Source organism: Mesorhizobium sp. M8A.F.Ca.ET.181.01.1.1 (genome assembly GCF_004792025.1).
Classification (GTDB): domain Bacteria; phylum Pseudomonadota; class Alphaproteobacteria; order Rhizobiales; family Rhizobiaceae; genus Mesorhizobium.
The window spans coordinates 412,955-436,436 of the sequence record NZ_SRTV01000002.1; the positions used below are offsets into that span (position 1 = coordinate 412,955).

27 protein-coding genes are annotated in these 23,482 nt (G+C 62.6%); 13 read left to right on the forward strand and 14 right to left on the reverse strand.

The window, feature by feature from the left end:
- Window positions 1–222 precede the first annotated feature (222 nt).
- A complete protein-coding gene (locus EN824_RS10355) occupies window positions 223–549 on the forward strand; it encodes a MarR family transcriptional regulator (protein ID WP_245512027.1) in 327 nt (108 codons plus the stop codon).
- Between the two features lie 18 nt (window positions 550–567).
- Here EN824_RS10355 and EN824_RS10360 read toward each other — a convergent pair whose 3' ends face one another.
- The gene (locus tag EN824_RS10360) at window positions 568–1,308 is read right to left on the reverse strand and encodes a polysaccharide deacetylase family protein (protein WP_127869681.1); all 741 of its coding nucleotides are present in this window, start codon (window positions 1,306–1,308) and stop codon (window positions 568–570) included.
- Window positions 1,309–1,381: 73 nt separating this feature from the next.
- Complete coding sequence (locus EN824_RS10365) at window positions 1,382–3,454, reverse strand: EAL domain-containing protein (RefSeq protein ID WP_127869680.1); 2,073 nt, start codon at window positions 3,452–3,454, stop codon at window positions 1,382–1,384.
- Between the two features lie 35 nt (window positions 3,455–3,489).
- On the opposite strand from EN824_RS10365, the gene EN824_RS10370 reads away from it, so the two are divergent.
- From EN824_RS10370 to tdh, 3 genes are read left to right on the forward strand one after another with little or no spacing between them, the layout of a single operon-like run.
- Window positions 3,490–3,759, forward strand: a complete 270-nt coding sequence (locus tag EN824_RS10370) for a hypothetical protein (RefSeq protein ID WP_127280017.1) — start codon at window positions 3,490–3,492, stop codon at window positions 3,757–3,759.
- Between the two features lie 2 nt (window positions 3,760–3,761).
- Complete coding sequence (locus tag EN824_RS10375) at window positions 3,762–4,949, forward strand: glycine C-acetyltransferase (protein ID WP_127869679.1); 1,188 nt, start codon at window positions 3,762–3,764, stop codon at window positions 4,947–4,949.
- 45 nt (window positions 4,950–4,994) lie between these two features.
- Window positions 4,995–6,029 (forward strand): L-threonine 3-dehydrogenase, encoded by a 1,035-nt coding sequence (tdh, locus tag EN824_RS10380; protein ID WP_127869678.1) that lies wholly within the window; start codon window positions 4,995–4,997, stop codon window positions 6,027–6,029.
- A gap of 51 nt (window positions 6,030–6,080) precedes the next feature.
- Here the strand turns inward: tdh and EN824_RS10385 are convergent, their stop codons facing one another.
- Window positions 6,081–6,518: a MarR family winged helix-turn-helix transcriptional regulator gene (locus tag EN824_RS10385; protein WP_189522170.1), complete on the reverse strand. Its 438-nt coding sequence runs from the start codon at window positions 6,516–6,518 to the stop codon at window positions 6,081–6,083.
- A gap of 86 nt (window positions 6,519–6,604) precedes the next feature.
- Here EN824_RS10385 and hmgA point away from each other — a divergent pair, with 86 nt between their 5' ends.
- The 4 genes from hmgA (at window position 6,605) to EN824_RS10405 (ending at window position 10,446) form a co-directional block, all read left to right on the forward strand.
- A complete protein-coding gene (gene hmgA, locus EN824_RS10390) occupies window positions 6,605–7,918 on the forward strand; it encodes a homogentisate 1,2-dioxygenase (protein ID WP_135932200.1) in 1,314 nt (437 codons plus the stop codon).
- Between the two features lie 11 nt (window positions 7,919–7,929).
- The gene (locus EN824_RS10395) at window positions 7,930–8,784 is read left to right on the forward strand and encodes an MBL fold metallo-hydrolase (RefSeq protein WP_189343644.1); all 855 of its coding nucleotides are present in this window, start codon (window positions 7,930–7,932) and stop codon (window positions 8,782–8,784) included.
- 89 nt (window positions 8,785–8,873) lie between these two features.
- On the forward strand, window positions 8,874–9,887 hold the full coding sequence (locus EN824_RS10400) for a fumarylacetoacetate hydrolase family protein (protein WP_127281206.1): 1,014 nt from the start codon (window positions 8,874–8,876) through the stop codon (window positions 9,885–9,887).
- A 22-nt stretch (window positions 9,888–9,909) separates the two neighbouring features.
- Window positions 9,910–10,446, forward strand: a complete 537-nt coding sequence (locus tag EN824_RS10405; RefSeq protein ID WP_127869672.1) for a DinB family protein — start codon at window positions 9,910–9,912, stop codon at window positions 10,444–10,446.
- A gap of 18 nt (window positions 10,447–10,464) precedes the next feature.
- Here EN824_RS10405 and EN824_RS10410 read toward each other — a convergent pair whose 3' ends face one another.
- The 3 genes from EN824_RS10410 to hppD all read right to left on the reverse strand — a co-directional run bounded on the left by EN824_RS10410 (window position 10,465) and on the right by hppD (window position 12,248).
- Window positions 10,465–10,842, reverse strand: coding sequence for a type II toxin-antitoxin system VapC family toxin (locus EN824_RS10410; protein ID WP_127281272.1), 378 nt, complete (start codon window positions 10,840–10,842; stop codon window positions 10,465–10,467).
- Window positions 10,839–11,063: a type II toxin-antitoxin system prevent-host-death family antitoxin gene (locus EN824_RS10415; RefSeq protein ID WP_127869671.1), complete on the reverse strand. Its 225-nt coding sequence runs from the start codon at window positions 11,061–11,063 to the stop codon at window positions 10,839–10,841. Before EN824_RS10415 ends, EN824_RS10410 begins: the two co-directional genes overlap by 4 nt.
- Before the next feature lie 72 nt (window positions 11,064–11,135).
- The gene (gene hppD, locus EN824_RS10420; protein WP_127279825.1) at window positions 11,136–12,248 is read right to left on the reverse strand and encodes a 4-hydroxyphenylpyruvate dioxygenase; all 1,113 of its coding nucleotides are present in this window, start codon (window positions 12,246–12,248) and stop codon (window positions 11,136–11,138) included.
- 139 nt (window positions 12,249–12,387) lie between these two features.
- Here hppD and EN824_RS10425 point away from each other — a divergent pair, with 139 nt between their 5' ends.
- Entirely contained in the window at window positions 12,388–12,855 is a 468-nt protein-coding gene (locus EN824_RS10425; RefSeq protein WP_032933331.1) for an Lrp/AsnC family transcriptional regulator, read from the forward strand.
- Here EN824_RS10425 and EN824_RS10430 read toward each other — a convergent pair.
- The 6 genes from EN824_RS10430 to aztA all read right to left on the reverse strand — a co-directional run bounded on the left by EN824_RS10430 (window position 12,852) and on the right by aztA (window position 16,929).
- The gene (locus EN824_RS10430) at window positions 12,852–13,190 is read right to left on the reverse strand and encodes a TIGR01244 family sulfur transferase (protein ID WP_127279826.1); all 339 of its coding nucleotides are present in this window, start codon (window positions 13,188–13,190) and stop codon (window positions 12,852–12,854) included. The genes EN824_RS10425 and EN824_RS10430 overlap by 4 nt on opposite strands.
- 67 nt (window positions 13,191–13,257) lie before the next feature.
- Window positions 13,258–13,695: a DUF6691 family protein gene (locus EN824_RS10435; RefSeq protein ID WP_135932201.1), complete on the reverse strand. Its 438-nt coding sequence runs from the start codon at window positions 13,693–13,695 to the stop codon at window positions 13,258–13,260.
- A gap of 2 nt (window positions 13,696–13,697) precedes the next feature.
- Window positions 13,698–14,120 (reverse strand): YeeE/YedE family protein, encoded by a 423-nt coding sequence (locus EN824_RS10440; protein WP_127279828.1) that lies wholly within the window; start codon window positions 14,118–14,120, stop codon window positions 13,698–13,700.
- A 153-nt stretch (window positions 14,121–14,273) separates the two neighbouring features.
- Window positions 14,274–15,215, reverse strand: a complete 942-nt coding sequence (gene aztC / locus EN824_RS10445; RefSeq protein WP_135932202.1) for a zinc ABC transporter substrate-binding protein AztC — start codon at window positions 15,213–15,215, stop codon at window positions 14,274–14,276.
- A gap of 26 nt (window positions 15,216–15,241) precedes the next feature.
- Complete coding sequence (gene aztB, locus EN824_RS10450) at window positions 15,242–16,117, reverse strand: zinc ABC transporter permease AztB (protein WP_135932203.1); 876 nt, start codon at window positions 16,115–16,117, stop codon at window positions 15,242–15,244.
- Window positions 16,117–16,929: a zinc ABC transporter ATP-binding protein AztA gene (gene aztA / locus EN824_RS10455; protein ID WP_135883627.1), complete on the reverse strand. Its 813-nt coding sequence runs from the start codon at window positions 16,927–16,929 to the stop codon at window positions 16,117–16,119. The genes aztB and aztA overlap by 1 nt, the downstream gene beginning before the upstream one ends.
- Window positions 16,930–17,156: 227 nt before the next feature.
- On the opposite strand from aztA, the gene EN824_RS10460 reads away from it, so the two are divergent.
- Window positions 17,157–17,501: a RidA family protein gene (locus tag EN824_RS10460; RefSeq protein ID WP_135883628.1), complete on the forward strand. Its 345-nt coding sequence runs from the start codon at window positions 17,157–17,159 to the stop codon at window positions 17,499–17,501.
- Window positions 17,502–17,682: 181 nt separating this feature from the next.
- Here the strand turns inward: EN824_RS10460 and hutC are convergent, their stop codons facing one another.
- The gene (gene hutC / locus EN824_RS10465; protein ID WP_135932357.1) at window positions 17,683–18,423 is read right to left on the reverse strand and encodes a histidine utilization repressor; all 741 of its coding nucleotides are present in this window, start codon (window positions 18,421–18,423) and stop codon (window positions 17,683–17,685) included.
- Between the two features lie 11 nt (window positions 18,424–18,434).
- Window positions 18,435–19,790, reverse strand: coding sequence for a formimidoylglutamate deiminase (locus EN824_RS10470; RefSeq protein WP_135932204.1), 1,356 nt, complete (start codon window positions 19,788–19,790; stop codon window positions 18,435–18,437).
- A gap of 97 nt (window positions 19,791–19,887) precedes the next feature.
- Here EN824_RS10470 and hutI point away from each other — a divergent pair, with 97 nt between their 5' ends.
- Genes hutI through hutG form a run of 3 tightly spaced genes read left to right on the forward strand, consistent with a single transcriptional unit; the run spans window position 19,888 to window position 23,464 of the window.
- Window positions 19,888–21,120, forward strand: coding sequence for an imidazolonepropionase (gene hutI, locus EN824_RS10475; protein ID WP_135928973.1), 1,233 nt, complete (start codon window positions 19,888–19,890; stop codon window positions 21,118–21,120).
- A complete protein-coding gene (gene hutH / locus EN824_RS10480; protein WP_135928972.1) occupies window positions 21,117–22,652 on the forward strand; it encodes a histidine ammonia-lyase in 1,536 nt (511 codons plus the stop codon). Before hutI ends, hutH begins: the two co-directional genes overlap by 4 nt.
- Window positions 22,649–23,464, forward strand: a complete 816-nt coding sequence (gene hutG, locus EN824_RS10485; protein WP_127869666.1) for an N-formylglutamate deformylase — start codon at window positions 22,649–22,651, stop codon at window positions 23,462–23,464. Before hutH ends, hutG begins: the two co-directional genes overlap by 4 nt.
- Window positions 23,465–23,482 lie beyond the last annotated feature (18 nt).

The following is a 23,482-nucleotide window of genomic DNA, read 5'->3' on the forward strand; positions in this document are numbered from 1 at the left end:
CGCCTGCGCGCCGCAACCATGCCGCGATGCCATCAATAAGACAAAGTTAGATATCTAACGGTTAGATGTCAATCATGAAGCCGAGTTTCACGTTCCCACTGCTTGCTCTACTGTCAGATCATGACACCGTTTGAACGCCCGCCGGTTGGTATGAACCTTGGCCGTACCGCCAAGCTTGTCGCACAGGCTTTCGACGCCGCCTTGGTTGAAGCAGGCGGCACATTGCCGGTCTGGCTCACGCTGCTGTCGGTCAAGTCGAGCGAGCTCGCCAATCAACGCGAACTTGCCGGCATGATCGGCATCCAGGGTGCGACGCTGACCCATCATCTCAATGCGATGGAGGCGCAGGGCCTGCTGACGCGGCAGCGCGATCCCCTCAACCGCCGGGTTCATCTGGTCCGGTTGACGGAGGCGGGAGAAGCGCTGTTCGAAACGTTGCGGCAAGCAGCACTTGTCTTCGACAAGCGGCTTCGCACAGGACTACCCGACGAACGTCTCGCGGAGTTTGCGCGGGTGCTGGCCGTATTGCGGGAGAATGTGGAGAGCTAGGAGTGCCGACCTGATGGCTTAGTTATCATAGCTCGGGATTGTTCCAAACGCATAGTGGCGCAGTTTCAGTGCGGTGATCAGCTTGGTCAGTTGCGTCTTGCCGTCAAAGCCGTCCTGGAACATCTGGTCATGCATCAAAAGGATCAGCTTGCCGGGCTTGGCAAAGTGGCCGTAGCCGAACAAATGATCGATCTCGCTGACCAGATGATCGACGCTCTGGACCGGCTCGCCGCTGTCCTTGTGCACCCACTCGTGGTCCCATCCATAGAGATAAAAGCCGGACGCTGCGACGAACTCATAGTCGGGGTCTTCGCGCCCGGCTTGCGCTTGCCCAAGCGAATTGTCGTTCTTCGACATCGAAGGCAGCCGGAACACGTCGCGCCCCGGCAGGCGGGCGTGCACCGCGGACTTCAGGCCCAGAACGGCATTGGCCATGAGCATGTCGGCAACCACGCCTTCCGTATCGCCATAGAAATGCCGGTAGTGATTGTAGGCGTGACTGTAGCTGTGGTTGCCGATCGTCACCAGCGGCATCGCCTTGGCGCGCCGCACCAACGTCTTGTTGGACGCACTGGCCTCGGCATGCATGCCGACCATGAACAGCGTTGCCGGAACCTGCGCCGCCTCCAAGACGTCGAGGATGTTGCTTGTGCCGTTCAGAGGACCGTCGTCGAAGGTGAGGTAGATGGTGCGATCCGCGCCATGGGCCGGCAACGCCGACATCAACATGGCTGCCAGGGCAAGCCGAAAGAATGTCATGGGCCACTACCCGTTTGCGATCAGGACAGGCCGCCATTTCATCGGCTGGTTGTCAAGCCAGGCCCGGCTCCGCCTACGCCAGGCTTCCCTGCAATACCGTCAGCCTGGCCTTCTTCGGCATGCGGGCGGTCAGCCATTCCAGCGCCTTGTCATGCGGCATCGGGAAGGCGATGGAATAGCCTTGCACCTGGTCGCAGCCGATCGCCATCAGCGAGTCGAGCTCCGCCTCGGTTTCGGCGCCCTCGGCGACGATGGAGATGCCCAAACCCCGTGCAAGTTCGGTGATGGCGCGCACGATCTTGGAGTTGTCGCCATTTTCGTGGATGTTCTGGACGAAGCGGCGGTCGATCTTGAGCCGGTCGATCTCGTTGGGATTGACGTGGCTGAGCGACGCATAGCCGGTGCCGAAATCGTCGAGTTCCAGATGGACGCCGGCCGCCCGGATGTGCCGCAGCTTGGCCGCGATGCCTGTCTTCTCGTCGTCGAGGATGACGGATTCGACGATTTCCAGCGACAGTTTCTGCGGCGGCAGCCCGGCTCTCTCCAGCGTGTCGAACAGAAACGCATCGAAATCGTGCTCACGCAACTCGGTGCCCGAGACGTTGACGGCAAGCCGGCCGAAGGCAATGCCGGCACGGTTCCATTCGGCGGCTTCGTTGATCGCCTTGCTGATCACGATGCGGCCGATCTCCGGCATGAAGCCGCATTTCTCCGCGACCGGGATGAATTCGCCCGGCGAGATCATGCCGCGCTCGGGATGGTTCCAGCGCACGAGGGCCTCTATGCCGCTGATGGTGCCGTCGGTTAGCGAAACCTGTGGCTGGAAATAGACTTGGAACGCTTTTTCGGAAATGGCGACCTTGATGTCGTGTTCGAGCTGCTTGCGGTAGTCGAGTTCCCTTCGCAGTTCCTCGGAGAAGAACGAGAAGTTGCCGCCACCCATCTTCTTGGCGGAATAAAGCGCCAGATCGGCGTGGACCAGCAGGTCTTGCGCATTGTCGGCGTCGATTGGATAGACGGCGATGCCGCCGCTGGCGCCCGGAAGAATGGTGGTGCCCTGGAACACGATCGGCTCGTTGATGTGCACCAGTATGCGCCGTGCCAGCATGTTGATGTCCTCGGTGCTGCCGGCTCCGTTGAGGATCATCACGAATTCGTCGCCACCAAGCCGCGCGCACAGATCCGACGCCCGGCAGGAATCGCGCATGCGCTGTGCCGTCACCACCAGGACATAGTCACCGGCGGCGTGGCCCAGCGTATCGTTGATCTGCTTGAAGCGGTCGAGGTCGAGCTGGACCACGGCCAGGCGCTCGCGCCGGCGATGCGCGCCTTTGATCAGCGTCTCGAAATGGTCGGTCAGGAAGGTGCGGTTGTGCAGGCCCGTCAGGCCGTCATGCACCGCGATGAAGGCCATCGAATTGCGAGCGTCGACCAATTCACGCGTTTTGCGCAGGATCGCGTTGGACATCGGCCTGAAGATGAACAGCGCCACCAGCAGGATGACGCCGAGGGTGGCATAGAACAGCGTGCGGTGGAGAGTGAGCAACTTTTCGGAGCGCTCGTCGGCGTCGGCACTGATGCGCTGGCCGAGCGCGGCATAGCCCGACAGCGTGGCATTGGCGACAGAGGCATCGAGGTTGACGCGTTCGGCGCCGCCCTTGTAGCCGCCATTGTCGCCAAGGTTGAGCTGCGATTCCAGTGCAGAGATCAGACGATCGCCGTTGGCGATCAGGCCAACCGAGAAATAGTCGAGATGGAAGGGTTTGGCGAAAAGCACGCTCTCGATCGACTTCGGATCGAGCTTGGCAGGCGATTGCGGATCCGCGCCTGTCTGCTTGAGCAGCAGATCGTAGTTCGTCTCGAACTCCGCCGTGGCCTGCTTCAGCGCGCTGACCAGCGCCGGCTGCTTGTCGCGCGAGGCGACGCCTGTCGCGCTGGCAAGGAAGACGATGCGCTGCGACAATGTCTTCTGCGTGCCGACGATGTCGAGCAAGGTGTTGTTGTGCTGCTGCGTGGCCATCGTCTGCTGCAGCAAAACGAAGGAGGCTGCCACCATGGCGGCAATGATCAGCAGCGCCAGCCAGTAGCCAGCCTTGATCAGCAGTATGAGCTTGCCTGAAACGGTTTGCACCGGCTGCTGAGACATGTTCGGGGGCGGCCCTCTCGCCAACGGATTTCTGTATGAGCACCATTGAACTGCAAACGTTAACAGGACCGGAAGTCGACGGCTGGCCGGCAAGGGGGAGGCGCGGAAAGATCGCGAAATGGTTATCGGGTTCTTTCGCGGCCGGCCCGCATTTGAGCATTCGTCAATCCATGCGTGCCGGATGGTCGCTTGGGCAATGTCCATCGCGTCCCCCTGATGCTGCCCGGCCACCTGATCCGGTCGCTTTTGCGATGGATTTTTTGCGCGGGCCGGACGACAGTCTGCCCACGTCAAACGAGGCCTGATCATGACCGCAGCATTTCTCTCCCATATCGACAGTGAGCTTGCAGGGCTGAAATCCGCCGGCCTCTACAAGTCCGAGCGGGTGATTTCCTCGATGCAGTCGGCCGAAATCGAGGTGGGCGGCGAGAAAGTGCTGAATTTCTGCGCCAACAACTATCTCGGCCTCGCCGACAGCGCGGACCTGCGCGCTGCGGCCACGCAGGCGCTCGACCGCTACGGCTACGGCATGGCGTCGGTGCGCTTCATCTGCGGCACGCAGGAGGAGCACAAGCAGCTCGAGGCGACGATTTCATCCTTTCTCGGCCTGGACGACACGATCCTTTATGGCTCTTGCTTCGATGCCAATGGCGGCCTGTTCGAGACGCTGCTGGGCGAGGAGGACGCGATCATTTCCGACGCGCTCAACCACGCCTCGATCATCGATGGTGTCCGGCTGTCGAAGGCCAAACGCTTCCGCTACGCCAACAACGACATGGCCGATCTGGAGGCGCGATTGAAGGAAGCGAAGGATTGCCGCTTCCGGCTGATCGCCACCGATGGGGTGTTTTCCATGGACGGCATCATCGCCAATTTGAAGGGCGTCTGCGATCTCGCCGAAAGGTATGATGCCATGGTCATGGTCGATGACAGCCATGCGGTCGGCTTCGTTGGCAGGAATGGTCGTGGCTCGGCGGAACATTGCGGCGTCGAGGGCAGGGTGGACATCATCACCGGCACGCTCGGCAAGGCGCTTGGCGGTGCTTCCGGCGGCTATACCTCGGGCAAGAGGCAGGTGGTCGATTGGCTGCGCCAGCGCTCGCGGCCCTATCTCTTTTCGAACACGCTGATGCCGGCGATCGCCGGCGCCTCGATCAAGGTGTTCGAGCTGATCCGCAATGGCGATGCCTTGCGCGAGCGCCTATATGCCAATGCGGCGCGGTTCCGGTCTCAAATGGGCAAGCTTGGCTTTACTTTGGCCGGGGCTGATCATCCGATCATACCGGTGATGCTGGGCGATGCGACGCTGGCGCAGGAGATGGCCGCGCGCATGCTGAAGCGCGGCATCTATGTCATCGGCTTCTCTTTCCCGGTGGTGCCGAAAGGCCAGGCACGCATCCGCACCCAGATGTCGGCGGCGCATTCCAGCGCCGACATCGACCGCGCGGTGGAGGCCTTCGGTGCCGTCGGCAAGGAATTGGGCGTGATTTCCTGAGCGTCGAAAAGCGATTCCGGATCAAGAGATTCAAGGGACAAAAGAATGTCGAACATGATGAAGGCGCTGGTGAAGGCCAAGGCCGAGCCGGGCATCTGGATGGAAGAGGTGCCGGTGCCGGAAATCGGCCCCAACGACGTGCTGATCAAGGTCAAGAAAACGGCGATCTGCGGCACCGACGTCCACATCTACAATTGGGACCAGTGGGCGCAGAAGACGGTGCCGGTGCCGATGGTGACCGGCCATGAGTTCGTCGGCACCGTCGCCGATTTCGGCGCCGCGGTCACCGAATACAAGGTCGGCCAGCGCGTCTCGGGCGAAGGCCACATCGTCTGCGGCCATTGCCGCAACTGCCGCGCTGGGCGAGGGCATCTGTGCCGCAACACGCTCGGCGTCGGCGTCAACCGTCCGGGTGCCTTTGGCGAATATCTGGCCATTCCGCAGCACAATGTCGTGCCGATCCCCGACGACGTGCCGGACGAGATCGCGGCCATCTTCGATCCCCTTGGCAATGCCGTCCACACCGCATTGTCCTTCGACCTGGTAGGCGAGGATGTGCTGGTCACCGGCGCGGGGCCGATCGGCATCATGGGGGCGTTGGTGGCGCAGTGCGTCGGCGCACGCAAGGTCGTCATCACCGACATCAACCCGGTGCGGCTGGCGCTGGCGAAGAAGCTCGGCGTCCAGCACGTCGTCGACGCCTCGAAGGAAAAACTGCGCGACGTCATGCCGGCGCTCGGCATGACCGAGGGGTTCGACGTCGGGCTGGAAATGTCGGGCGCCGCGCCCGCCTTCCGCGACATGATCGACACCATGAACAATGGCGGCAAGATCGCCATCCTCGGCATCGCGCCGACCGGCTTCGAGATCGACTGGAACAAGGTCATCTTCAAGATGCTGCATCTGAAGGGCATCTATGGACGCGAGATGTTCGAGACCTGGTACAAGATGATCGCGCTGGTGCAAGGCCCGCTCGATGTGACCGGGCTGATCACGCATCGCATCGGTATCGATGATTTCCAGTCGGGTTTCGACGCGATGCGCAGCGGCAGTTCGGGCAAGGTGGTGATGGATTGGTGAGACGCGTCGATAGAGACGTAGTTCCTTCGCTGTCCCGCCAGTCTATCAGCTCTATTTTCCTTCCAACGCCATCTCCAGCGCCGCCACTCCGCTCATAATCGCCGCACGTTCGTCCACGCTTAGTTTGGCCAGCAACTCTTTCTCAAACGCCTTCGCCAGCGGCACCATCTCGCGATAGGCGGCAAGCCCGGCCTTGGTCAGAGCCAGATGCTCCACACGCCGGTCGTTCTCGTCTGGCCTGCGCAGCAGCCATCGCCTTCGTTCCAGCTCAGCCACGGCCCGCGAAACCTTGGTCTTGTGCATGGCCGACTGTTCGCCGAGCGCCGTCGCGGTCATCGTGCCGCGCTGTCCAAGTCCGGATAGCGTGCGCCATTCGGGCCGGGTCAGGCCATGGCGGTCCTTATAGACCTTCGAGAATTCGCGGCTGACCGCGTCGGCCAGCCGGTAGAGCCGGTAGGGAAGGAAGCTTTCGAGTTCGAGAATGTCCATTGTCCGCATCCGGAAAAACGGAAGATTGATAGTTACATTTTCAATGGTTACAAATGAAACCAGTTTGGTCAATCCGGGAGGAAGCGATGGCCTTTTCCTACATGCCGGGCTTCGGCAACGATTTTGAGACCGAGACATTGCCCGGTTCGCTGCCGCAGGGGCGAAACTCGCCGCAGCGGCCGGCCTACGGCCTCTATGCCGAGCAGCTTTCCGGCTCGCCCTTCACCGCGCCGCGCGGCACCAATGAGCGTTCCTGGCTCTATCGCATCCGGCCAAGTGTCAAGCACACCGGCCGCTTCAAGGCAGCCGGCTACCCGCTGTGGAAGACTGCCCCCAATGTCGGCGACCACGAACTGGCGCTTGGCCAGTACCGCTGGAATCCGGTGCCGATGCCGAAGGAGCCGACCGATTTCATCCAGGGCATGCGCAGCATCACCACGGCCGGTGACGTGCTCGGGCAGACCGGCATGGCCGCCCATGTCTATGTCGCCAATCGCTCGATGGTCGATGATCATTTCTTCAATGCCGACGGCGAATTGCTGGTCGTCCCGCAGGTGGGCAGCTTGCGGCTGGTCACCGAGATGGGCGTCATCGAGCTTCGACCCGGCGAGATCGCCGTGCTGCCACGTGGCCTCGTCTTCAAGGTCGAACTGGCCGACACCGAAGTGCGCGGCTATGTATGCGAGAATTACGGCGCCAAGCTGACACTGCCTAACCGCGGCCCCATCGGCGCCAATTGCCTGGCCAACCCGCGCGACTTCAAGACGCCCTGCGCCTGGTTCGAGGAGAAGGAGACGCCGTGCCGGCTGATCGCGAAATGGTGCGGCAATTTCCATGTCACCGAGATCGGCCATTCGCCGCTCGACGTGGTGGCTTGGCACGGCAACTACGCCCCCTACAAATATGATCTGGCGACGTTTTCGCCGGTCGGCGCGCTGCTGTTCGACCATCCCGATCCATCGATCTTCACCGTGCTGACCGCGCCGAGCGGCGAGGAGGGCACGGCCAATATCGATTTCGTCATCTTCCCGCCGCGCTGGCTGGTGGCGGAAGATACGTTTCGGCCGCCCTGGTATCACCGCAACATCATGAGCGAGTTCATGGGTCTGATCCACGGCCAGTACGATGCCAAGGAGGAAGGCTTCGTTCCCGGCGGCATAAGCCTGCACAATCTGATGCTGGCCCACGGCCCGGATGCGCCTGGCTTCGAAAAGGCCTCGCGCGCGGACCTGAGACCGGTCAAGCTCGACAACACCATGGCCTTCATGTTCGAGACCCGCTATCCGCAGATGCTGACCCGATACGGTGCCGAACTGGAAACCCGGCAGGACAATTATATCGACTGCTGGGCCGACCTGAAGAAGCGCTTCAACGGCATGCCCGAGGGCGACTGGTCTTGAGCGGTAATTCAATGCCGGATCGGCTGGTGCTGTTGGGCTCCAAAGGCGGCCCTGCGCTACGGCCGGGCGGGCCGTGGCCGAGTTCGTCGCTGCTCGAGATCGGCGGGCGGGCCATCGTCGTCGATTGCGGGCTCGGCGTCACGCGCGGCCTTGTCGATGCCGGTGTCAGCCTGAAGGCGCTCGACCTGATCTTCATCACGCATCTGCATTCCGACCATGTGCTGGAACTGGGTCCGCTGATCCACACCGCCTGGACGGCCGGATTGGCGACGCCGGTCAGCCTGTTCGGCCCGCCCGGCACCGGCCATTACTGGCGGCGCTTTTGTCAGGCGATGGAATTCGACATCGAAATCCGCATCGTCGACGAGGGCCGGCCTGATATTCGCGAGCTGGTTTCTGTCGAAGAATTCGGCGAAGGCCATGTGGTCGAGCAGCGCGGCCTGAAGGTGACGGCGCTGCGCGTCGACCATCCGCCGGTGACCGACTGCTTTGCGCTGCGCTTCGAGCATGGCGGCAAGAGCGTGGTGTTTTCGGCCGATACAGCCTTCTTCCCACCGCTCGCCGATTTCGCCGAAGGCTCTGATATCCTCGTCCACGAAGCCATGCTGGAGGAGGGGATCGAGCGGCTGGTTGCCAGGACCGGCAATGGCGCGCGGCTCAGGGAACACCTGCTCGCCAGCCACAGCTTTGCCGAAGAGGCAGGCCGCATCGCCAGCGATGGCGGCGTGAAGAGACTGGTGCTCAACCACCTCATTCCGGCCGACGACCCCCAGATTGGCGAGACCGATTGGACTGCTGCCGTCAGGAAAACATGGGCCGGCGACTTGACGATCGCTCGCGACGGCCTTGTTGTGGAGCTAGCATGATCCCGAAAAGTGGAAACCGGTTTTCGGAAAAAGATCATGCGTAAGAAAAGCCAAAGCGGCGCCAAGGCCGCCTCAGGAGAGGGAACCGCATGAAGCTTGCCACACTGAAGGATGGGACGCGCGATGGAAAACTCGTTGTCGTTTCGCGCGACCTGACACAGTACACAGACGCCTCGTTCTTGGCGCGCACGCTGCAGGCGGCACTCGACGACTGGCGCAGGATCTCGCCGCATCTCGCGACAATCGCCGAATCGCTGGAGAACAGTGCGATGCCGGCGGCTCGCTTCCACGAGCACGACGCGCATTCGCCGCTGCCACGCGCCTATCAATGGGCCGACGGCTCCGCCTATGTGAACCATGTCGAACTGGTGCGCAAAGCGCGCGGCGTCGAGATGCCGGCAAGCTTCTGGATCGATCCGCTGATCTATCAGGGCGGCTCGGACTCCTTTGTTGCGCCGCGCGATCCGATCCGCATGGCCGACGAAGCCTTCGGCATCGACATGGAGGCCGAAATTGCCGTCATCGTCGACGATGTGCCGATGGGCGCCAGCCTCGATGAAGCGCGCGCCGCGATCCGGCTGGTCATGCTGGTCAACGACGTCACGCTGCGCGCGCTGACCGGCCCGGAACTCGCCAAGGGTTTTGGCTTCTTCCAGTCGAAACCGTCCTCGGCCTTTTCGCCGGTCGCGGTGACGCCGGACGAACTGGGCGACGCCTGGGATGGCGGCAAGGTCAGCCTGCCGCTGCTCGCCGACATCAACGGCAAGCCGTTCGGCCGCGCCAATGCCGGTGTCGACATGACCTTTGACTTCCCGGTACTGATCGCTCACGCCGCCCGCACAAGGCCGCTGGTATCAGGCACCATCATCGGCTCGGGTACGGTGTCCAACAAGCTCGACGGCGGCCCGGGCAAGCCTGTGTCGGCCGGCGGCGCAGGCTATTCCTGCATCGCCGAACTGCGCATGATCGAGACCCTCGCGAGCGGCGAACCAAAGACGCCGTTCCTGCGCTTCGGCGACACGGTACGCATCGAGATGAAGGACAAGGCCGGGCATTCGATCTTCGGTGCCATCGAGCAGAAGGTCGAGAACTACGCGAGATAGAGGCTAGGACAGATTTTCAGCGATGAATCTTCTGGATCATCTGCGCCGCATGGCGGGCAACAATCTCTGGTCGAACGACCGGCTCTATCGCGCAGTGCTTGCTCTGAAGCCCGGCGAGTTCGAGGCTGAGCGCACCAGCTTTTTCCCGTCGGTCAAGGCCACGCTCAACCATGTGCTTGCGGTCGATTATCTCTATCTGGACTTTCTCGAAGAGGGCGGCGTCGGTGCCGCTGCCCATGATGACTTCGTGCCTTTCGACGAACCACAGGAGCTTTTTGCCGCGCAGGTCGCGGCCGACCGGCGGCTGATTGCCTTCTGCGATGGCTTGTCGGAAAGCGATCTAGATCGCCGCGTCATCACCGACCGGCGCGAGGACGGCATGATCCCGGAAAAGATCGGCAATATCCTGGCGCACGTCTTCCTGCACGACATCCACCATCGCGGCCAGGTCCACGCCATGCTGTCCGGCACCTCCGTCGCGCCGCCGCAACTCGACGAGTTCCTGCTCGATTATGATGTCAGGGTTAGGCGGGACGAGGTTGAGAGGCTTCGGTTGTGAGACCAGGTCCTTCGCTAGTCATGTCACAGCCACATCATAATGGGCGAAATGCGGGTCGGATGTGAGGATGGTCAGATTTTCCACTTGCGCCTGCGCAATCAGCAGTCTGTCGAACGGATCACCATGGTGGCGAGGTAGGCCACCAACGGCGTTCGCGTGCTGTAAGGTTACGGTGAGCGGCTGAAATCGCATCCTTGGAAGCAGCGCCGGCAGATCGTCCGGCGCGTTGAGCTTTCCGATCGAACGTTTGATGGCAATTTCCCAAACGCTCGCCGCGCTCACGAACACCACCGCTTCCGAAACCAGGATGCCGCGGTGATGCTCGCTGAGACGTCGGTCGTCCGAAATTGACCAGAGGATGATATGTGTGTCGGCGAGGAAGGGGCCGACCGTCATTTTACGAACTCGTCCCATTCAGGACCGAGTTCGTCAAAATCATCCGCAATCCAGATCTTGCCCTTCAAAGCGCCGATACGCGGCAGAGGTTCGGCCACCGCCGGAGGTACAATGCGCGCCGCCACCTTGCCGTGGCGCGTAAGAACGATCTCCTCACCTGCTTCCGCGCGGCTGACAAGTTCCGACAGTTTGGCCTTGGCTTCGGCGATGGAAACATTCATGTGCTCGATCCTTTATGACTAGAATTTAGGTCATAATCGACCGAACCGCAAGAGTTCCCGTGTTAGACCGGCCTATTCCGCCGCCTGTACCTTGATCACGCCGCGCTTGATTTGATCCTGCTCGATCGACTCGAACAAAGCGCGGAAATTGCCCTCGCCAAAGCCTTCGTCGCCCTTGCGCTGGATGAACTCGAAGAAAATTGGCCCGATCACGGTCTTGGAAAAGATCTGCAGCAGGATCTTGGTCATGCCGCCATCGACCACGCCCTCGCCGTCGATCAGGATGCCGTGCTTCTTCATCCGCTCGATCGGCTCGCCATGGCCGTTCACGCGGTCATACGACATGTCGTAATAGGTCTCGGGCGGGCCGGGCATGAATTTCAGCCCGTTCTCGGCGAGCTTGTCGGTGGCGGCGTAGATCTCGTCCGTGCCAACCGCGATGTGCTGGATGCCTTCGCCATTGTACTTCTTCAGGTATTCGGCGATCTGGCTGGTCTCGTCCTTGGATTCGTTGAGCGGGATGCGGATCTTGCCGCAAGGCGAGGTGATGGCGCGGCTGACCAGGCCGGTGATCTTGCCGTCGATGTCGAAGAAATGGATCTGCTTGAAGCCGAACAGATTGCGATAAAAGTCCCACCACTTGTCCATCTGGCCGCGATAGACATTGTGGGTCAGGTGGTCGAGGAAATAGAAGCCGACGCCTTGCGGCCGCGGGTCGCGCGCGCCGAGCCATCCGAACTCGGCGTCATAGGCCGAGCCTTTCTTGCCGTAGCTGTCGATGAAATAAAGCAGCGAGCCGCCGATGCCGACAATGGCAGGCACGTCGAGCGCCTTGTCGTCGCCTTCATAAGGCGTGGCGCCCTTGGAGACGGCATGCTCGAAAGCATGTTTGGCATCGACCACCCGCCAGGCCATCGAGGCAGCACAAGGGCCATGCTTGTCGGCGAACTTCATCGCGTGCGAGCCGGGCTCGGCATTGACGACATAGTTGATGTCGCCCTGCCGCCAGACGGTGATGTCCTTGGTGCGATGCCTGGCCACCGCCACATAGCCCATGCGAGTGAAGAGCTCGGCCAGCTTCTGCGGCTCGGGATGCGCGAATTCGACGAACTCGAACCCATCGGTGCCGGCAGGGTTGTCCCTGCTGATCGTGGCGGGCGGGGCGTCGTGCGGGAAGGGACCCATGATATTCCTCCGAAAATCTCGTTTGGCCTGAAAGGGCCATTTGAAACCATGATAGCGTGGAGCCTGTGCATGGTGCTTGCATTCAAACGCTTGAAATGATGATGTCATGCGTGAAGCATGCATGATTAGAGAAAAAACCATGGATGAGACGCGCATCGATCAGTTTGACCGCAAGATAATGGCTCTTTTGCAGGGCGATGCCCGGCTCACCAATAACGACCTTTCCGAAAGGGTGAACCTGTCGGCGTCGCAATGCTCGCGCCGCCGCCAGCGGCTGGAGGAGGATGGCTATATCAAGGGCTATCGCGCCGTACTCGACCGCGACAAGCTCGGCTTCTCACTGGTCAACGTCATCTCGGTGACCTTGGCCACCCACAACCGTGACAACGCGCGACGCTTCGGCGAATTGGTGGCGCGATTGCCGGAAGTGCAGGAGGCGCATGCGCTGACCGGCGAGATGGATTATATCCTGAAGGTGGTGACGCCCGACCTCAAATCATTGTCCGAGTTCGTCAACGGCGTGCTCCTGCCGCATGAATCCGTGCAGCATGTGAAGACGGCGATCGTGCTGGAGACGCTGAAGGAGACCGGCGCGCTGCCGATCTAACCCTTCGACTGCTGGATCAGCCCATACAGATTGGTGCATCGGGCGCCGGAGCGGCAATAGGCGAACACCGGGCCCTCGAGCTCATCCAGCGCCTCGGCCTGGTCCTCGACATTCTCGGCTGTGATCTGGCCGCTGATCACGGGGATGTAACGGAAGGCGAGGCCGGCGGCTTCGACCGCCGAGCCGATGCTTTTGGCCGAAGGCTGGCCGGGCTGTTCGTCGTCCGGCCGGTTGCAGATGACGCTCTTGAAGCCGGCGGCCTTGATGGCGGCGACATCTTCGGCCTGGATCTGGCCAGAGACCGAATAGTCCTCGCTGATTTCGCGGTATTCCATGACGATGTCCTCGCGATCTGATTTGGCAGGAGTTTTGCCACTCCCTGACGTGGCCGGCAACCAATTCCTATGCCGTGGCCGGCTGAGCGATGCGCGCCCGGGCAAAACGCGCCACGACGATGCCTGCGATCACCGAAGCGACGAAGATCGGCGTCCGTGAATAGCCGAGGCCCAGCGCCGGAATGGCGCCGCCCGGACAGAAGCCGGCAATGCCCCATCCGATACCGAACACGGCGGCGCCGCCAACCAATTCCAGATCGATAACGCGCTTCGTCGGCAGCGCAAACTCGGTTTCGAACACCGGGGCCTTGTACCGGCCGAACACCAGTCGGTAACCGATAAAGGCGACAGCCAAGCCGCCGCCCATGACGAAGATCAGGCTGGGGTCCCAGGTGCCAGCAATGTCGAAGAAATTCAGCACCTTGGCCGGATTTATCATACCGGAAACAGCGATGCCGAGGCCGAAAATCCCGCCGATCAGGAATGCCGAAACGAGCCTGTTCATGGTTAGCCCCCGACGACGTGGCGGATGATGAAGACGGTGATTAATGCGGTGACCATGAAGGTCGCGACGGCGGCCATCGAGCGTGGCGACAGGCGCGCAATGCCGCAAATGCCATGCCCGCTCGGACAGCCACCGCCGAAATGCACGCCGATGCCGACCACGAAGCCACCGACAACGAGGGACAGCGTTGGCAGCGGCACGCTGAAGGCAATATGTCCGCCAACAGTCCGATAGAGGAGCGGCGCCACGACTGCGCCAATGAGAAACGCGGCTCGCCAGCCCCAATCCGGGGCAAGCGGCGGAATGACCCCTGTTAGGATACCGGTCATCCCGGCAATCCGTCCATGCAACGCCATCAGGAGCACCGCCGACAGGCCGATGAGGGCACCGCCGAGCAGCGACTGGAAGGGCGTGAAATCTGTCATGGCAGTGCCGGCCTCAATCTGCGCTTCATGCGCGTCCCGCGCGGATCGACATCATAGCGCAGATGGACGTTGCCAGCGAAGATTCTGACTCGGATTGCCCAGAGGGGAATGAAAAAAGGCGGAGACTGGCTCCGCCTTTCGAGAACGCTCTTCTCAGCTGCCGAGAATGGCGCCTTTGATCTGGCGGATGTTGTTGTGCATCATGTCGATGTAGGTCGAGCCGGGGCCATCGGGCTGCGACAGCGCATCCGAATAGAGCGTGCCGCCCACCTTGATGCCGGTCTCGCTGGCGATCTGTTCGATCAGGCGCGGATTGGTGATGTTCTCGACGAAGATCGCCGACGCCTTGTCCTGCTTCACCTGCTCGACCAGTTTGGCGACATCGGCGGCCGACGGCTCGGAATCGGTCGAGATGCCTTGCGGGGCAAGGAAAGTCAGGCCGTATTCATGCTCGAAATAGCCGAAGGCGTCATGCGAGGTGATGACGACGCGCTTTGCCTCGGGGATCGACTGGATCGCCGCCTTCACTTCGCCTTCCAGCGCATCGAGCTTCTTGGTGTAGGCGGCCGCGTTGGTCTGGTAGGAGACGCAGCCGTCGCTGTCGGCCGCGCAGAAGGCTTCGGCGATGTTCTTCACATAGATACTGGCATTGGCGATCGACTGGAAGGCGTGCGGATCGGTGACGGTCTTGCCGTCGCCGGTGCCGGCACCCTCCGCCGCGTCGGCGTCGGCGAACTCAGGCTTGAAGTCGATCGGCGTCACGCCCTTGGTCAAGGTGATGATCGAAGCCTTGGTGGCGCTGGCATCGACCAGCCGCTGCAGGAAACCTTCGAAATGCAGGCCGTTGACCAGAACGATGTCGGCCTTGGCCATTGCCACCGCGTCGGCGGGGCTCGGCTCATAGACATGGGCATCGCCGTCCGGCCCGACAATGGTGGTGATGTCGACGCGGTCGCCGCCGACATTTTTGGCGAAATCCGCTATGACCGTGAAGCTGGCGACCACTTTCAGCGGCTCGGCGAAGGCCGATGAAGCTCCAAAGGCTGTTAATGTTATAACGCTCATCGCCAGGGCGGCGCAGAGTGATTTCAGCATGGTTGGGTCTCCTTTGGGGCGGGGGATCAGGCCGTTCTGTGACGGTGATGGACGATGCGGGCGCGCAGAATGCCGCGCGTGCCAAACAGGATAGAGGCGAAATAGACGACGCCGGCCGACAGGATGATGGCCGGGCCTGACGGCAACGACGCATGATAGGACAGGAGCAGCCCGGCAATGCAGGAGGCAAAGCCGATCAGCACGGCCAGCGCGCACATCGGCTCGACGCGCGCCGTCCAGAAGCGCGCCGCTGCCGCCGGCAGCATCATCAATCCGACTGAAAGTAAGGTACCGAGCGCCTGGAAACCGCCGACGAGGTTGAGGACGACGAGACCGAGGAAAATGAAATGCACCGGGCTGCCCATGCGGCTGACCGAACGCAGGAACAGCGGGTCCAGGCATTCCGCGACCAGCGCCCGCCAGAAGACGGCAAGGCTGACCAGCGTCACCGCGACGATGCCGCCGATCAGCGTCAATGCCTCGTTGTTGAGTGCCAGCACCGTGCCGAACAGCACATGCATGAGGTCGACGCTGGAGCCGCGGATCGACACCATCAGCACGCCGATGGCGAGCGAAATCAGGTAGAAGGCCGCCATCGAGGCGTCCTCGCGCTGAATGGTGAAGCGCGAGACGGCGCCGGCGCCGAGCGCCACGATGATGCCGGCGATCAGGCCGCCAATGGTCATCGGCAGGATTTCGAGGCCGTAGAACAGGAAGCCGGCGGCCGCCCCCGGCAGGATGGCGTGCGCCATCGCGTCGCCCGACAGGCTCATGCGCCGCAGCATCAGGAAGACGCCGATCGGGCAGGCGCCGAGCGACAGCATCAGCGAGCCGAAAAGCGCCCGCTGCATGAAACCGAAATCGGCGAATGGCGCGATGAAAAGGCCGTAGAGCGCGTCCATCAGGCAGCCCTCGGTCCGGCGCCATGGTGATGGTCGTGATCGTGGCCGTCATGATGATGATCATGATCATGAGCGTGCTCGTCAGGCTCGCACCAGGGCGCGTTCTCTTCCCAGGCTTCGTGGAAGCGGCGCGCGCGCAACAGGTTCTCCGGCTTCAGCGTCTCCCGGGTCTCGCCCCAGGCTACCGGCTGGCGGGCAAGCAGCAGTGTTTCGGGAAAATTCTGGCGCACAAGATCCAGATCATGGACCACCACCATGATGGTGCGCTCTTCGCCGTGCCAGCGCTTGATCAGGGCAATGAGGTCACCGACCGTCTTGGCGTCGACCGCATTGAAGGGCTCGTCGAGCAGGATCAGGTCGGCATCCTGCAACAGCACGCGGGCAAACAGCGTGCGCTGCAACTGGCCGCCCGACAGCGTGTCGATTGGCCGCTTCTCGAAGCCGCCGAGGCCGACGGCCATCAAAGCCTGGCTGACGGCCTCGCGATCTTCCTGGGTGTAGCGGCCAAGCATGCCGCGCTTCGGCCACAGGCCGAGCGAGACCAGGTCGACGACGCGGGCGGGAAAGGAGCGATCAAGCTCCGATTGCTGCGGCAGGTAGGCCGCCCGCACGCCCGGCGCGCGGATAACCTCGCCGGCCATCGGCTTCAACACCCCAACTATACCTTTCATCAGCGTCGACTTGCCGGAACCATTGGCGCCGACCACGGCCGTCAGCGAACCCTTGCGGATTGCCCCATCGAGATGGTGGATCGCCGGATGGCTGTTGTAGCCCAGCGTCAGGTCACGGAATGTCAGGCAGGTCTGGGTCATATCGTTCCGTTGGCCAAACGCGGCTGCAGGCAGGTCGCTTGGATATGTGATGTTATTACATTAGTCAACAAGCCAATCCGGCGGAACTGCGACGCGGTGGTCAACTCGCCGTGTACGCGCCTGGCCCTGGATGGAGCGATTGGCTCAAACGGTTTCGGTTCAGGCGGCCTTGCTCGAAGCGGACGGCGACTCTAAAGAGGCGCGACCACAACGGAAGGAACCTCGCAATGAGCATTCGTCGCATCGATGTTGGCCCGCGCATGAGCCAGATCGTCATCCACGGCACCACAGTCTACCTGGCCGGCCAGGTCGGCGAACCCGGCGGCAACGTCGCCTCGCAGACCCGCGACATCCTTGCGACCATCGATGGGTTGTTGGCTAAGGCCGGCACCGACAAGACCAAGATCGTCCAGGCGATCATCTGGCTGGCCGACATGGGCACCTTCGCCGAGATGAATTCCGAATGGGACAAGTGGGTACCGCAGGGCCACACGCCCGCCCGCGCCACCGGCGAGGCAAAGCTTGCCGGCCCCGAATATCTGGTCGAGATCATTATTACAGCTGCGATTTAAGCCGACAGTGCAGCTGCCGATCTCCCCCTCGTGGGGGAGATGCCTGGCAAGGCAGAGGGGGGCGCGAACGAACGCCAGCCTCTCAATTTCGGCATAAATCCTGGCAGACCAGTCAAGGTTCGCGCTCTACAGCGCCCCCCTCTGGCCTGCCGGCCTTCTCCCCCACGAGTGGGGAGATTACTCAGCCCTGCGACGGCGTGAATCTTGCCACCAGCGTATGGCTTTCCGCTGGATAGATGAAGCGCACATGGGTAACCGGGTGCTCGGCGCTCCAGGTGCGGCGTTCGACCACCAGGCAGGGCGCGCCGGGATCGATGTCGAGCGCGTCGGCGATAGTCTCGTCGGCAGCCATGGCGCGGATGCGATGCTCGGCTTCGCTCCACGGCACGCGGCCGATCAGCCAGGGCCCGGCGGCGATTTCCAGAAACTCTTCGTCCCCGGCTTCCGAAACCGCTGAAAGATTGATCAGGCGTCGCTCGAGTGCGAATGGCCGTTCGCCGGCAAAATGAAGGCCCTCGAGCCATAGCACTGAACCTGCGGCGGACAGTCCGAGCATCGCCCTGTCCTCCGCATTGCCACGTCGCTTCAGGCGTTCCAGCCGCTCGTAGCGGTAGGGCAGGCCGAGCGCCTCGACCTCGATCCTGATATCGTGAAGTTCCAGCACGGCTGCCTGTGATTGTGGCTGGCTGACAAAACTGCCCGACCGGCGACGGCGCTCGATCAAACCTGCCTTGGCTAATTGTGACAGAGCCTTGTTGACGGTCATGCGCGAGCATTTGTATTCGGCGGTCAGCTCATGTTCGAACGGGATGCGGTGGCCGGGCGCCCAGGTGCCGGACAGGATTTTTTCCCGGATATCGGAAAGGATGCGCTGATGCAGCGACACGGTCTCGCTGTCGTCGATCTCCGTCGGTTCGGCCATGGTCATCTAGGTCATCCCTCGGAAAGCGCCGTCATCACGCTGCCAAACCGTTCGGCGATGGCCTCGCGCCTGGCATGCCTGCCGCCGCTGACCTGTTTCTTGCCATGCACCCAGACGCAATCGACCTTGCTGCCATTGGCGAAAATCCAGGCGTCGAGGATCGCGTCTCCGGTCTTGCCGGCCAGCGAAGGGTTCTTGGCGTCGAGCGAGACGAGATCGGCGGATGAACCAGGCGCGATTTGCGATGCGCCGGCGCCAAGCGCGACGCTGCCGCCCTCGAGCGCTGCGTCGAACAGCGCGCGGCCCGTCGAGCCGCCGGCTACCGCAAGCACATTGCGGGCGCGATGCGCGAGGCGCTGCGAATATTCGAGCTGGCGCAATTCGTCGGGCAGGCCGATCAGCACGTTGGAATCGGAACCGACGCCGAAGCGGCCGCCATGCTCCCTGAACAACGGCGCGGCAAAGGTGCCGTCGCCGAGATTGGCCTCCGTGATCGGGCAAAGGCCGGCGATGGCGCCGCTCTTGGCCATGCCGATGGTTTCGGCGTCCGTCATATGGGTGGCGTGGATCAGGCACCAGCGCTGATCGACATCGGCAGCCCCAAGCAGAAATTCGACCGGGCGCGCGCCGGACCAGGCGAGGCAGTCCTCCACTTCCCTGACCTGCTCGGCGACATGGATGTGGATCGGCCCGTCTGGCGCCATGGCGGCAACCGTCGTGAGTTCGTCTGGCGTCGCGGCGCGTAGACTGTGCGGGGCGACGCCGACGACAGCTTGATTCAACGCGCGAACCGATTCGCGGCTTTTCTCAACAAGCCGGGCGAACTCGTCCACTTCGTTGACGAATCGCCTCTGGCCCTCGTTTGGCGCGGCACCACCGAAGGAGGAATGCGCGTAAAACACCGGCAGCAGCGTCAGGCCGATACCCGTTTCGCCGGCCGCGGCAGCGATGCGCTCGGCCATCTCGGCAGGGTTGGCGTAAGGTTTTCCGTCGCGGTCATGATGGAGATAGTGAAACTCGCCGACACGGGAAAACCCGACCTCCAGCATTTCGACATAGAGCTGCGCCGCCACCGCCTCGACCTGGTCTGGAGTCATCGACAACGCGAAGCGGTACATCACCTCGCGCCAGCTCCAGAAACTGTCGGCGGAGGGACCGCGCAACTCGGCAAGCCCGGCCATGCCGCGCTGGAACGCGTGGCTGTGCAGATTGGGCATGCCCGGCAGGAGAATGGCATGGCGCTCGTCACCTGCCGACGCGGTGCCCCCCGGCTCCACGGCGGTAATGCGCCCGTTGGCGAAAGTGATACGCACATTGTCGTTCCAGCCATTGGGGAGAAGCGCCTGTTCCGCAAAGATATAGGTCACTTTCTCTCCACTTCCCGGTCTCGCATGCGATGATGGCACTTGCAGTGCGTTTCAATATGTATATACATAATCGCCACCGATTGAAACGGAAAAGATGATGGCTGTAGAGAGCAAAAGCCGGGCAGGGGGGCTTCGCCTGTGGCGCAATGCGCGCCTGGCGACCATGGCCGAGAATTCTGCCGATCTTGGTATCGTCGAGCATGGTGCGCTGGCCGCGCGTGATGGCCGCATTGTCTATGCCGGTCCGGAATCCGAGATGCCCTCGGGGCTTGCCCAAGGCGAGATCATCGATTGCGAAGACCGCTGGATCACACCCGGCCTGATCGACTGCCACACCCATCTCGTCCATGCCGGCAACCGTGCCAACGAATTCGAGATGCGGCTGGCCGGCGCCTCCTATGAGGAAGTCGCCAGGGCAGGCGGCGGCATCGTCTCGTCGGTCAAATCCTTGCGTGCCGCCAGCGAGAGCGACCTGGTCGCCCAGACGCTGCCGCGCCTCGATGCGCTGATGGCGGAAGGCGTCACCACCGTAGAAATAAAGTCGGGCTATGGACTCGATCTCGAAAACGAGAAGAAATCGCTGCGCGCTGCGCGACAGCTGGGCAATGAACGCCCGGTGACGGTCCGCACCACATGTCTCGCGGCCCATGCGCTGCCGCCCGAAGCCAAGGGCGACAAGGACGCTTTCATCGATCTCGTCGCCGAAACGATTCTTCCCGGCGTCGCCGCAGAAGGCTTGGCCGATGCCGTCGACGGGTTCTGTGAAGGCATTGCCTTTTCGCCCGAGCAGATAGCGCGGGTCTTCGATGTCGCCAAGGCGGCTGGCTTGCCCGTCAAACTCCACGCCGACCAGTTGTCCAACCTGCACGGCGCTGAACTTGCCGCCCGCTATGGTGCGCTTTCGGCCGACCATCTCGAATACACCGACGAGGCGGGCGCCATGGCGATGGCCAAGGCGGGGACCGTGGCGACGATCCTGCCCGGCGCCTATTACTTCATCCGCGAGACCAAGAAGCCGCCGATTAGCCTCTTCCGCCAGCACGGCGTGAAAATGGCGGTCGCCACCGACAACAATCCCGGCACCTCACCGCTGACCTCGTTGCTTCTGACCATGAACATGGCGGCGACCCTGTTCGGCATGACGGTCGACGAATGCCTTGCCGGCGTCACCCGCGAGGCCGCGCGTGCGCTGGGCCTGCTCGACGAGGCCGGCACGCTGGAAGCCGGAAAATCCGCCGACCTGGCGATCTGGGACATCGAGCGCCCCGCCGAACTCGTCTACCGCATGGGCTTCAACCCGCTGCATGCACGCATCTGGAGAGGACAATGACCGAACTGACCTTGAAGCCCGGCAATGCCACGCTGGCCGACTGGCGCGCCATCTACCGTGGCGCCGTGCCCAAACTGGACGACGCCTGCCGGCCAAAGATCAAGGCAAGCGCCGAGGCCGTTGCCAGGATCGTTGCCAAGGGCGAGCCGGTCTATGGCATCAACACCGGCTTCGGCAAGCTGGCCAGTGTGCGCATCCCGGCCGAAGATCTCGAGACCCTGCAGCGCAACATCGTTCTGTCGCATGCCGCGGGCGTCGGCGAGCCGATGCCAGTCGCCGTTGCCCGGCTGATGATGGCGCTGAAACTTGCAAGCCTCGCGCAGGGTGCGTCCGGCGTGCGCTCGCAAACCATCGAGTTGCTTGAAGCGATGCTCGTCAACGACGTCATCCCGGTGGTGCCGGCGCAAGGCTCGGTCGGCGCCTCCGGCGACCTTGCCCCGCTGTCGCACATGACGGCGGTGATGATCGGTGTCGGCGAATGCTTTACCCCGCATGGCCGTTTTCCGGCCAAGGTCGCCTTCGTCTCGCACGGGCTGGAGCCCGTGACATTGGGCGCCAAGGAAGGTCTGGCGCTGCTCAATGGCACGCAGTTTTCGACGGCCTATGCGCTGGCCGCTCTGTTCGAGGCCGAAGTGCTCTACCAGTCGGCGCTTGTCGCCGGCGCGCTCTCGACCGACGCGGCAAAGGGTTCCGACGCACCCTTCGATCCTCGCATTCATCTGTTGAGAAAGCATCGCGGCCAGATCGAGACCGCGGACGCACTGCGCAATTTGATGGCCGGCAGCGCCATCCGCGAGTCGCACCGGGTCGGCGACGAGCGTGTGCAGGATCCCTATTGCTTGCGTTGCCAGCCGCAAGTCATGGGCGCGGCGATCGATGTCCTGCGCAAGGCCGCCGATACGCTCGAAACCGAGGCCAATGGCGTCACCGACAATCCGCTGATCTTCGCCGAGGACGACACGGCACTCTCCGGTGGCAATTTCCACGCCGAGCCGGTCGCTTTCGCCGCCGACATGATCGCGCTGGCCGTCTGCGAGATCGGCTCGCTGTCGGAACGCCGCATCGCCATGCTGGTCGACCCCGCGCTGTCGGGCATGCCCGCCTTCCTGACGCCCAAGCCCGGCCTCAACTCCGGCTTCATGATCCCGCAGGTGACGGCGGCGGCACTCGTTTCGGAAAACAAGCAGAAAGCCTATCCCGCAAGCGTCGATTCCATCCCGACCTCGGCCAATCAGGAAGACCACGTCTCGATGGCCGCGCATGGCGCGCGCCGGCTGATCGGCATGGTCGAGAATGCGACTGCGGTGATCGGAATCGAATTGCTGGCCGCCGCCCAAGGCTGCGATTTCCATCAGCCGCTGGCCTCGAGCGCAGCGCTCGAAGCCGTGCGCAAGCTGGTTCGCGCCGAGGTGCCGCATCTCGACAATGACCGGCACTTCCACCCCGACATGGAAAAGGCGATCGCCATGGTGCGCAGCGGCGCGGCCGTGGAGGCGGCAGGCGCGGTGGCGCTGCCGGGGATTGCGCGATGACACCTTCCTGGCTGACAATAAAACAAGGCACGGCACCGCTGCTTGTGTCGATCCCACACACCGGCATCGACCTCGCCGGCCTCGAAAACCGGCTGGTGTCGCCATGGCTCGGTCGTCGCGATTGCGACTGGTGGATCGACAATCTCTATGATTTCGCCGCCGGTCTCGGCGCCACGGTCGTGCACACCGCGATCTCGCGCACCGTCATCGACGTCAACCGCGATCCTTCCGGCGCCTCGCTCTACCCCGGTCAGGCAACCACCGGCCTATGCCCGACCGAAACCTTCGACGGCGATCCGCTCTATCGCGACGGCGAAGAGCCGGGCCCGTCTGAGATCGACGAGCGCCGCGAGAAGTTCTTTGCACCCTATCACGCCGCCTTGCGGGCCGAGATCGACAGGTTGCGCGCCTTGCATGGCAAGATTGTCCTCTACGACTGCCATTCGATCCGCTCGGTGCTGCCACGGCTGTTCCAGGGCAGACTGCCGGTGTTCAATCTCGGCACGAATGACGGCAAGAGCGCCGATCCGATGCTGCAGGCGACGGTCAGCCAGATCATGGCCGAAACCGGCGAAACCTTTGTCGTCAACGGCCGCTTCAAGGGCGGGTGGATCACGCGCCATTTCGGTCAGCCTCTTCAGGGCGTGCATGCGCTGCAGATGGAACTCTCCAACCGCGGCTATATGCGCGAGCCCGAAGGGAAGGGCACGCCGGACAATTGGCCGGTACCCTACGATGCGGCGTTCGCCGCGCCGATCCGTGCCACGCTGACGCAGATTCTCCAAACCGCCATTGACTGGGCCGGGCGCTGACGCGCCGCCTCATCCGAA

Excerpts from the sequence above, each read along its gene's own strand:
- EN824_RS10405 (WP_127869672.1), top strand. The coding sequence starts at position 9,910 with ATGAATCTTCTGGATCATCTGCGCCGCATGGCGGGCAACAATCTCTGG.
- hmgA (WP_135932200.1), top strand. The coding sequence starts at position 6,605 with ATGGCCTTTTCCTACATGCCGGGCTTCGGCAACGATTTTGAGACCGAG.
- aztC (WP_135932202.1), bottom strand. The coding sequence starts at position 15,215 with ATGCTGAAATCACTCTGCGCCGCCCTGGCGATGAGCGTTATAACATTA.
- EN824_RS10435 (WP_135932201.1), bottom strand. The coding sequence starts at position 13,695 with ATGAACAGGCTCGTTTCGGCATTCCTGATCGGCGGGATTTTCGGCCTC.
- hutC (WP_135932357.1), bottom strand. The coding sequence starts at position 18,423 with ATGGCCGAACCGACGGAGATCGACGACAGCGAGACCGTGTCGCTGCAT.
- hutH (WP_135928972.1), top strand. The coding sequence starts at position 21,117 with ATGACCGAACTGACCTTGAAGCCCGGCAATGCCACGCTGGCCGACTGG.
- EN824_RS10360 (WP_127869681.1), bottom strand. The coding sequence starts at position 1,308 with ATGACATTCTTTCGGCTTGCCCTGGCAGCCATGTTGATGTCGGCGTTG.
- EN824_RS10415 (WP_127869671.1), bottom strand. The coding sequence starts at position 11,063 with ATGAATGTTTCCATCGCCGAAGCCAAGGCCAAACTGTCGGAACTTGTC.
- EN824_RS10370 (WP_127280017.1), top strand. The coding sequence starts at position 3,490 with ATGAGCACCATTGAACTGCAAACGTTAACAGGACCGGAAGTCGACGGC.
- aztB (WP_135932203.1), bottom strand. The coding sequence starts at position 16,117 with ATGGACGCGCTCTACGGCCTTTTCATCGCGCCATTCGCCGATTTCGGT.
- EN824_RS10425 (WP_032933331.1), top strand. The coding sequence starts at position 12,388 with ATGGATGAGACGCGCATCGATCAGTTTGACCGCAAGATAATGGCTCTT.
- EN824_RS10410 (WP_127281272.1), bottom strand. The coding sequence starts at position 10,842 with ATGACGGTCGGCCCCTTCCTCGCCGACACACATATCATCCTCTGGTCA.
- hutG (WP_127869666.1), top strand. The coding sequence starts at position 22,649 with ATGACACCTTCCTGGCTGACAATAAAACAAGGCACGGCACCGCTGCTT.
- hutI (WP_135928973.1), top strand. The coding sequence starts at position 19,888 with ATGGCTGTAGAGAGCAAAAGCCGGGCAGGGGGGCTTCGCCTGTGGCGC.
- tdh (WP_127869678.1), top strand. The coding sequence starts at position 4,995 with ATGTCGAACATGATGAAGGCGCTGGTGAAGGCCAAGGCCGAGCCGGGC.
- hppD (WP_127279825.1), bottom strand. The coding sequence starts at position 12,248 with ATGGGTCCCTTCCCGCACGACGCCCCGCCCGCCACGATCAGCAGGGAC.
- EN824_RS10400 (WP_127281206.1), top strand. The coding sequence starts at position 8,874 with ATGAAGCTTGCCACACTGAAGGATGGGACGCGCGATGGAAAACTCGTT.
- EN824_RS10460 (WP_135883628.1), top strand. The coding sequence starts at position 17,157 with ATGAGCATTCGTCGCATCGATGTTGGCCCGCGCATGAGCCAGATCGTC.
- aztA (WP_135883627.1), bottom strand. The coding sequence starts at position 16,929 with ATGACCCAGACCTGCCTGACATTCCGTGACCTGACGCTGGGCTACAAC.
- EN824_RS10375 (WP_127869679.1), top strand. The coding sequence starts at position 3,762 with ATGACCGCAGCATTTCTCTCCCATATCGACAGTGAGCTTGCAGGGCTG.
- EN824_RS10430 (WP_127279826.1), bottom strand. The coding sequence starts at position 13,190 with ATGGAATACCGCGAAATCAGCGAGGACTATTCGGTCTCTGGCCAGATC.
- EN824_RS10385 (WP_189522170.1), bottom strand. The coding sequence starts at position 6,518 with ATGGACATTCTCGAACTCGAAAGCTTCCTTCCCTACCGGCTCTACCGG.
- EN824_RS10365 (WP_127869680.1), bottom strand. The coding sequence starts at position 3,454 with ATGTCTCAGCAGCCGGTGCAAACCGTTTCAGGCAAGCTCATACTGCTG.
- EN824_RS10395 (WP_189343644.1), top strand. The coding sequence starts at position 7,930 with ATGCCGGATCGGCTGGTGCTGTTGGGCTCCAAAGGCGGCCCTGCGCTA.
- EN824_RS10440 (WP_127279828.1), bottom strand. The coding sequence starts at position 14,120 with ATGACAGATTTCACGCCCTTCCAGTCGCTGCTCGGCGGTGCCCTCATC.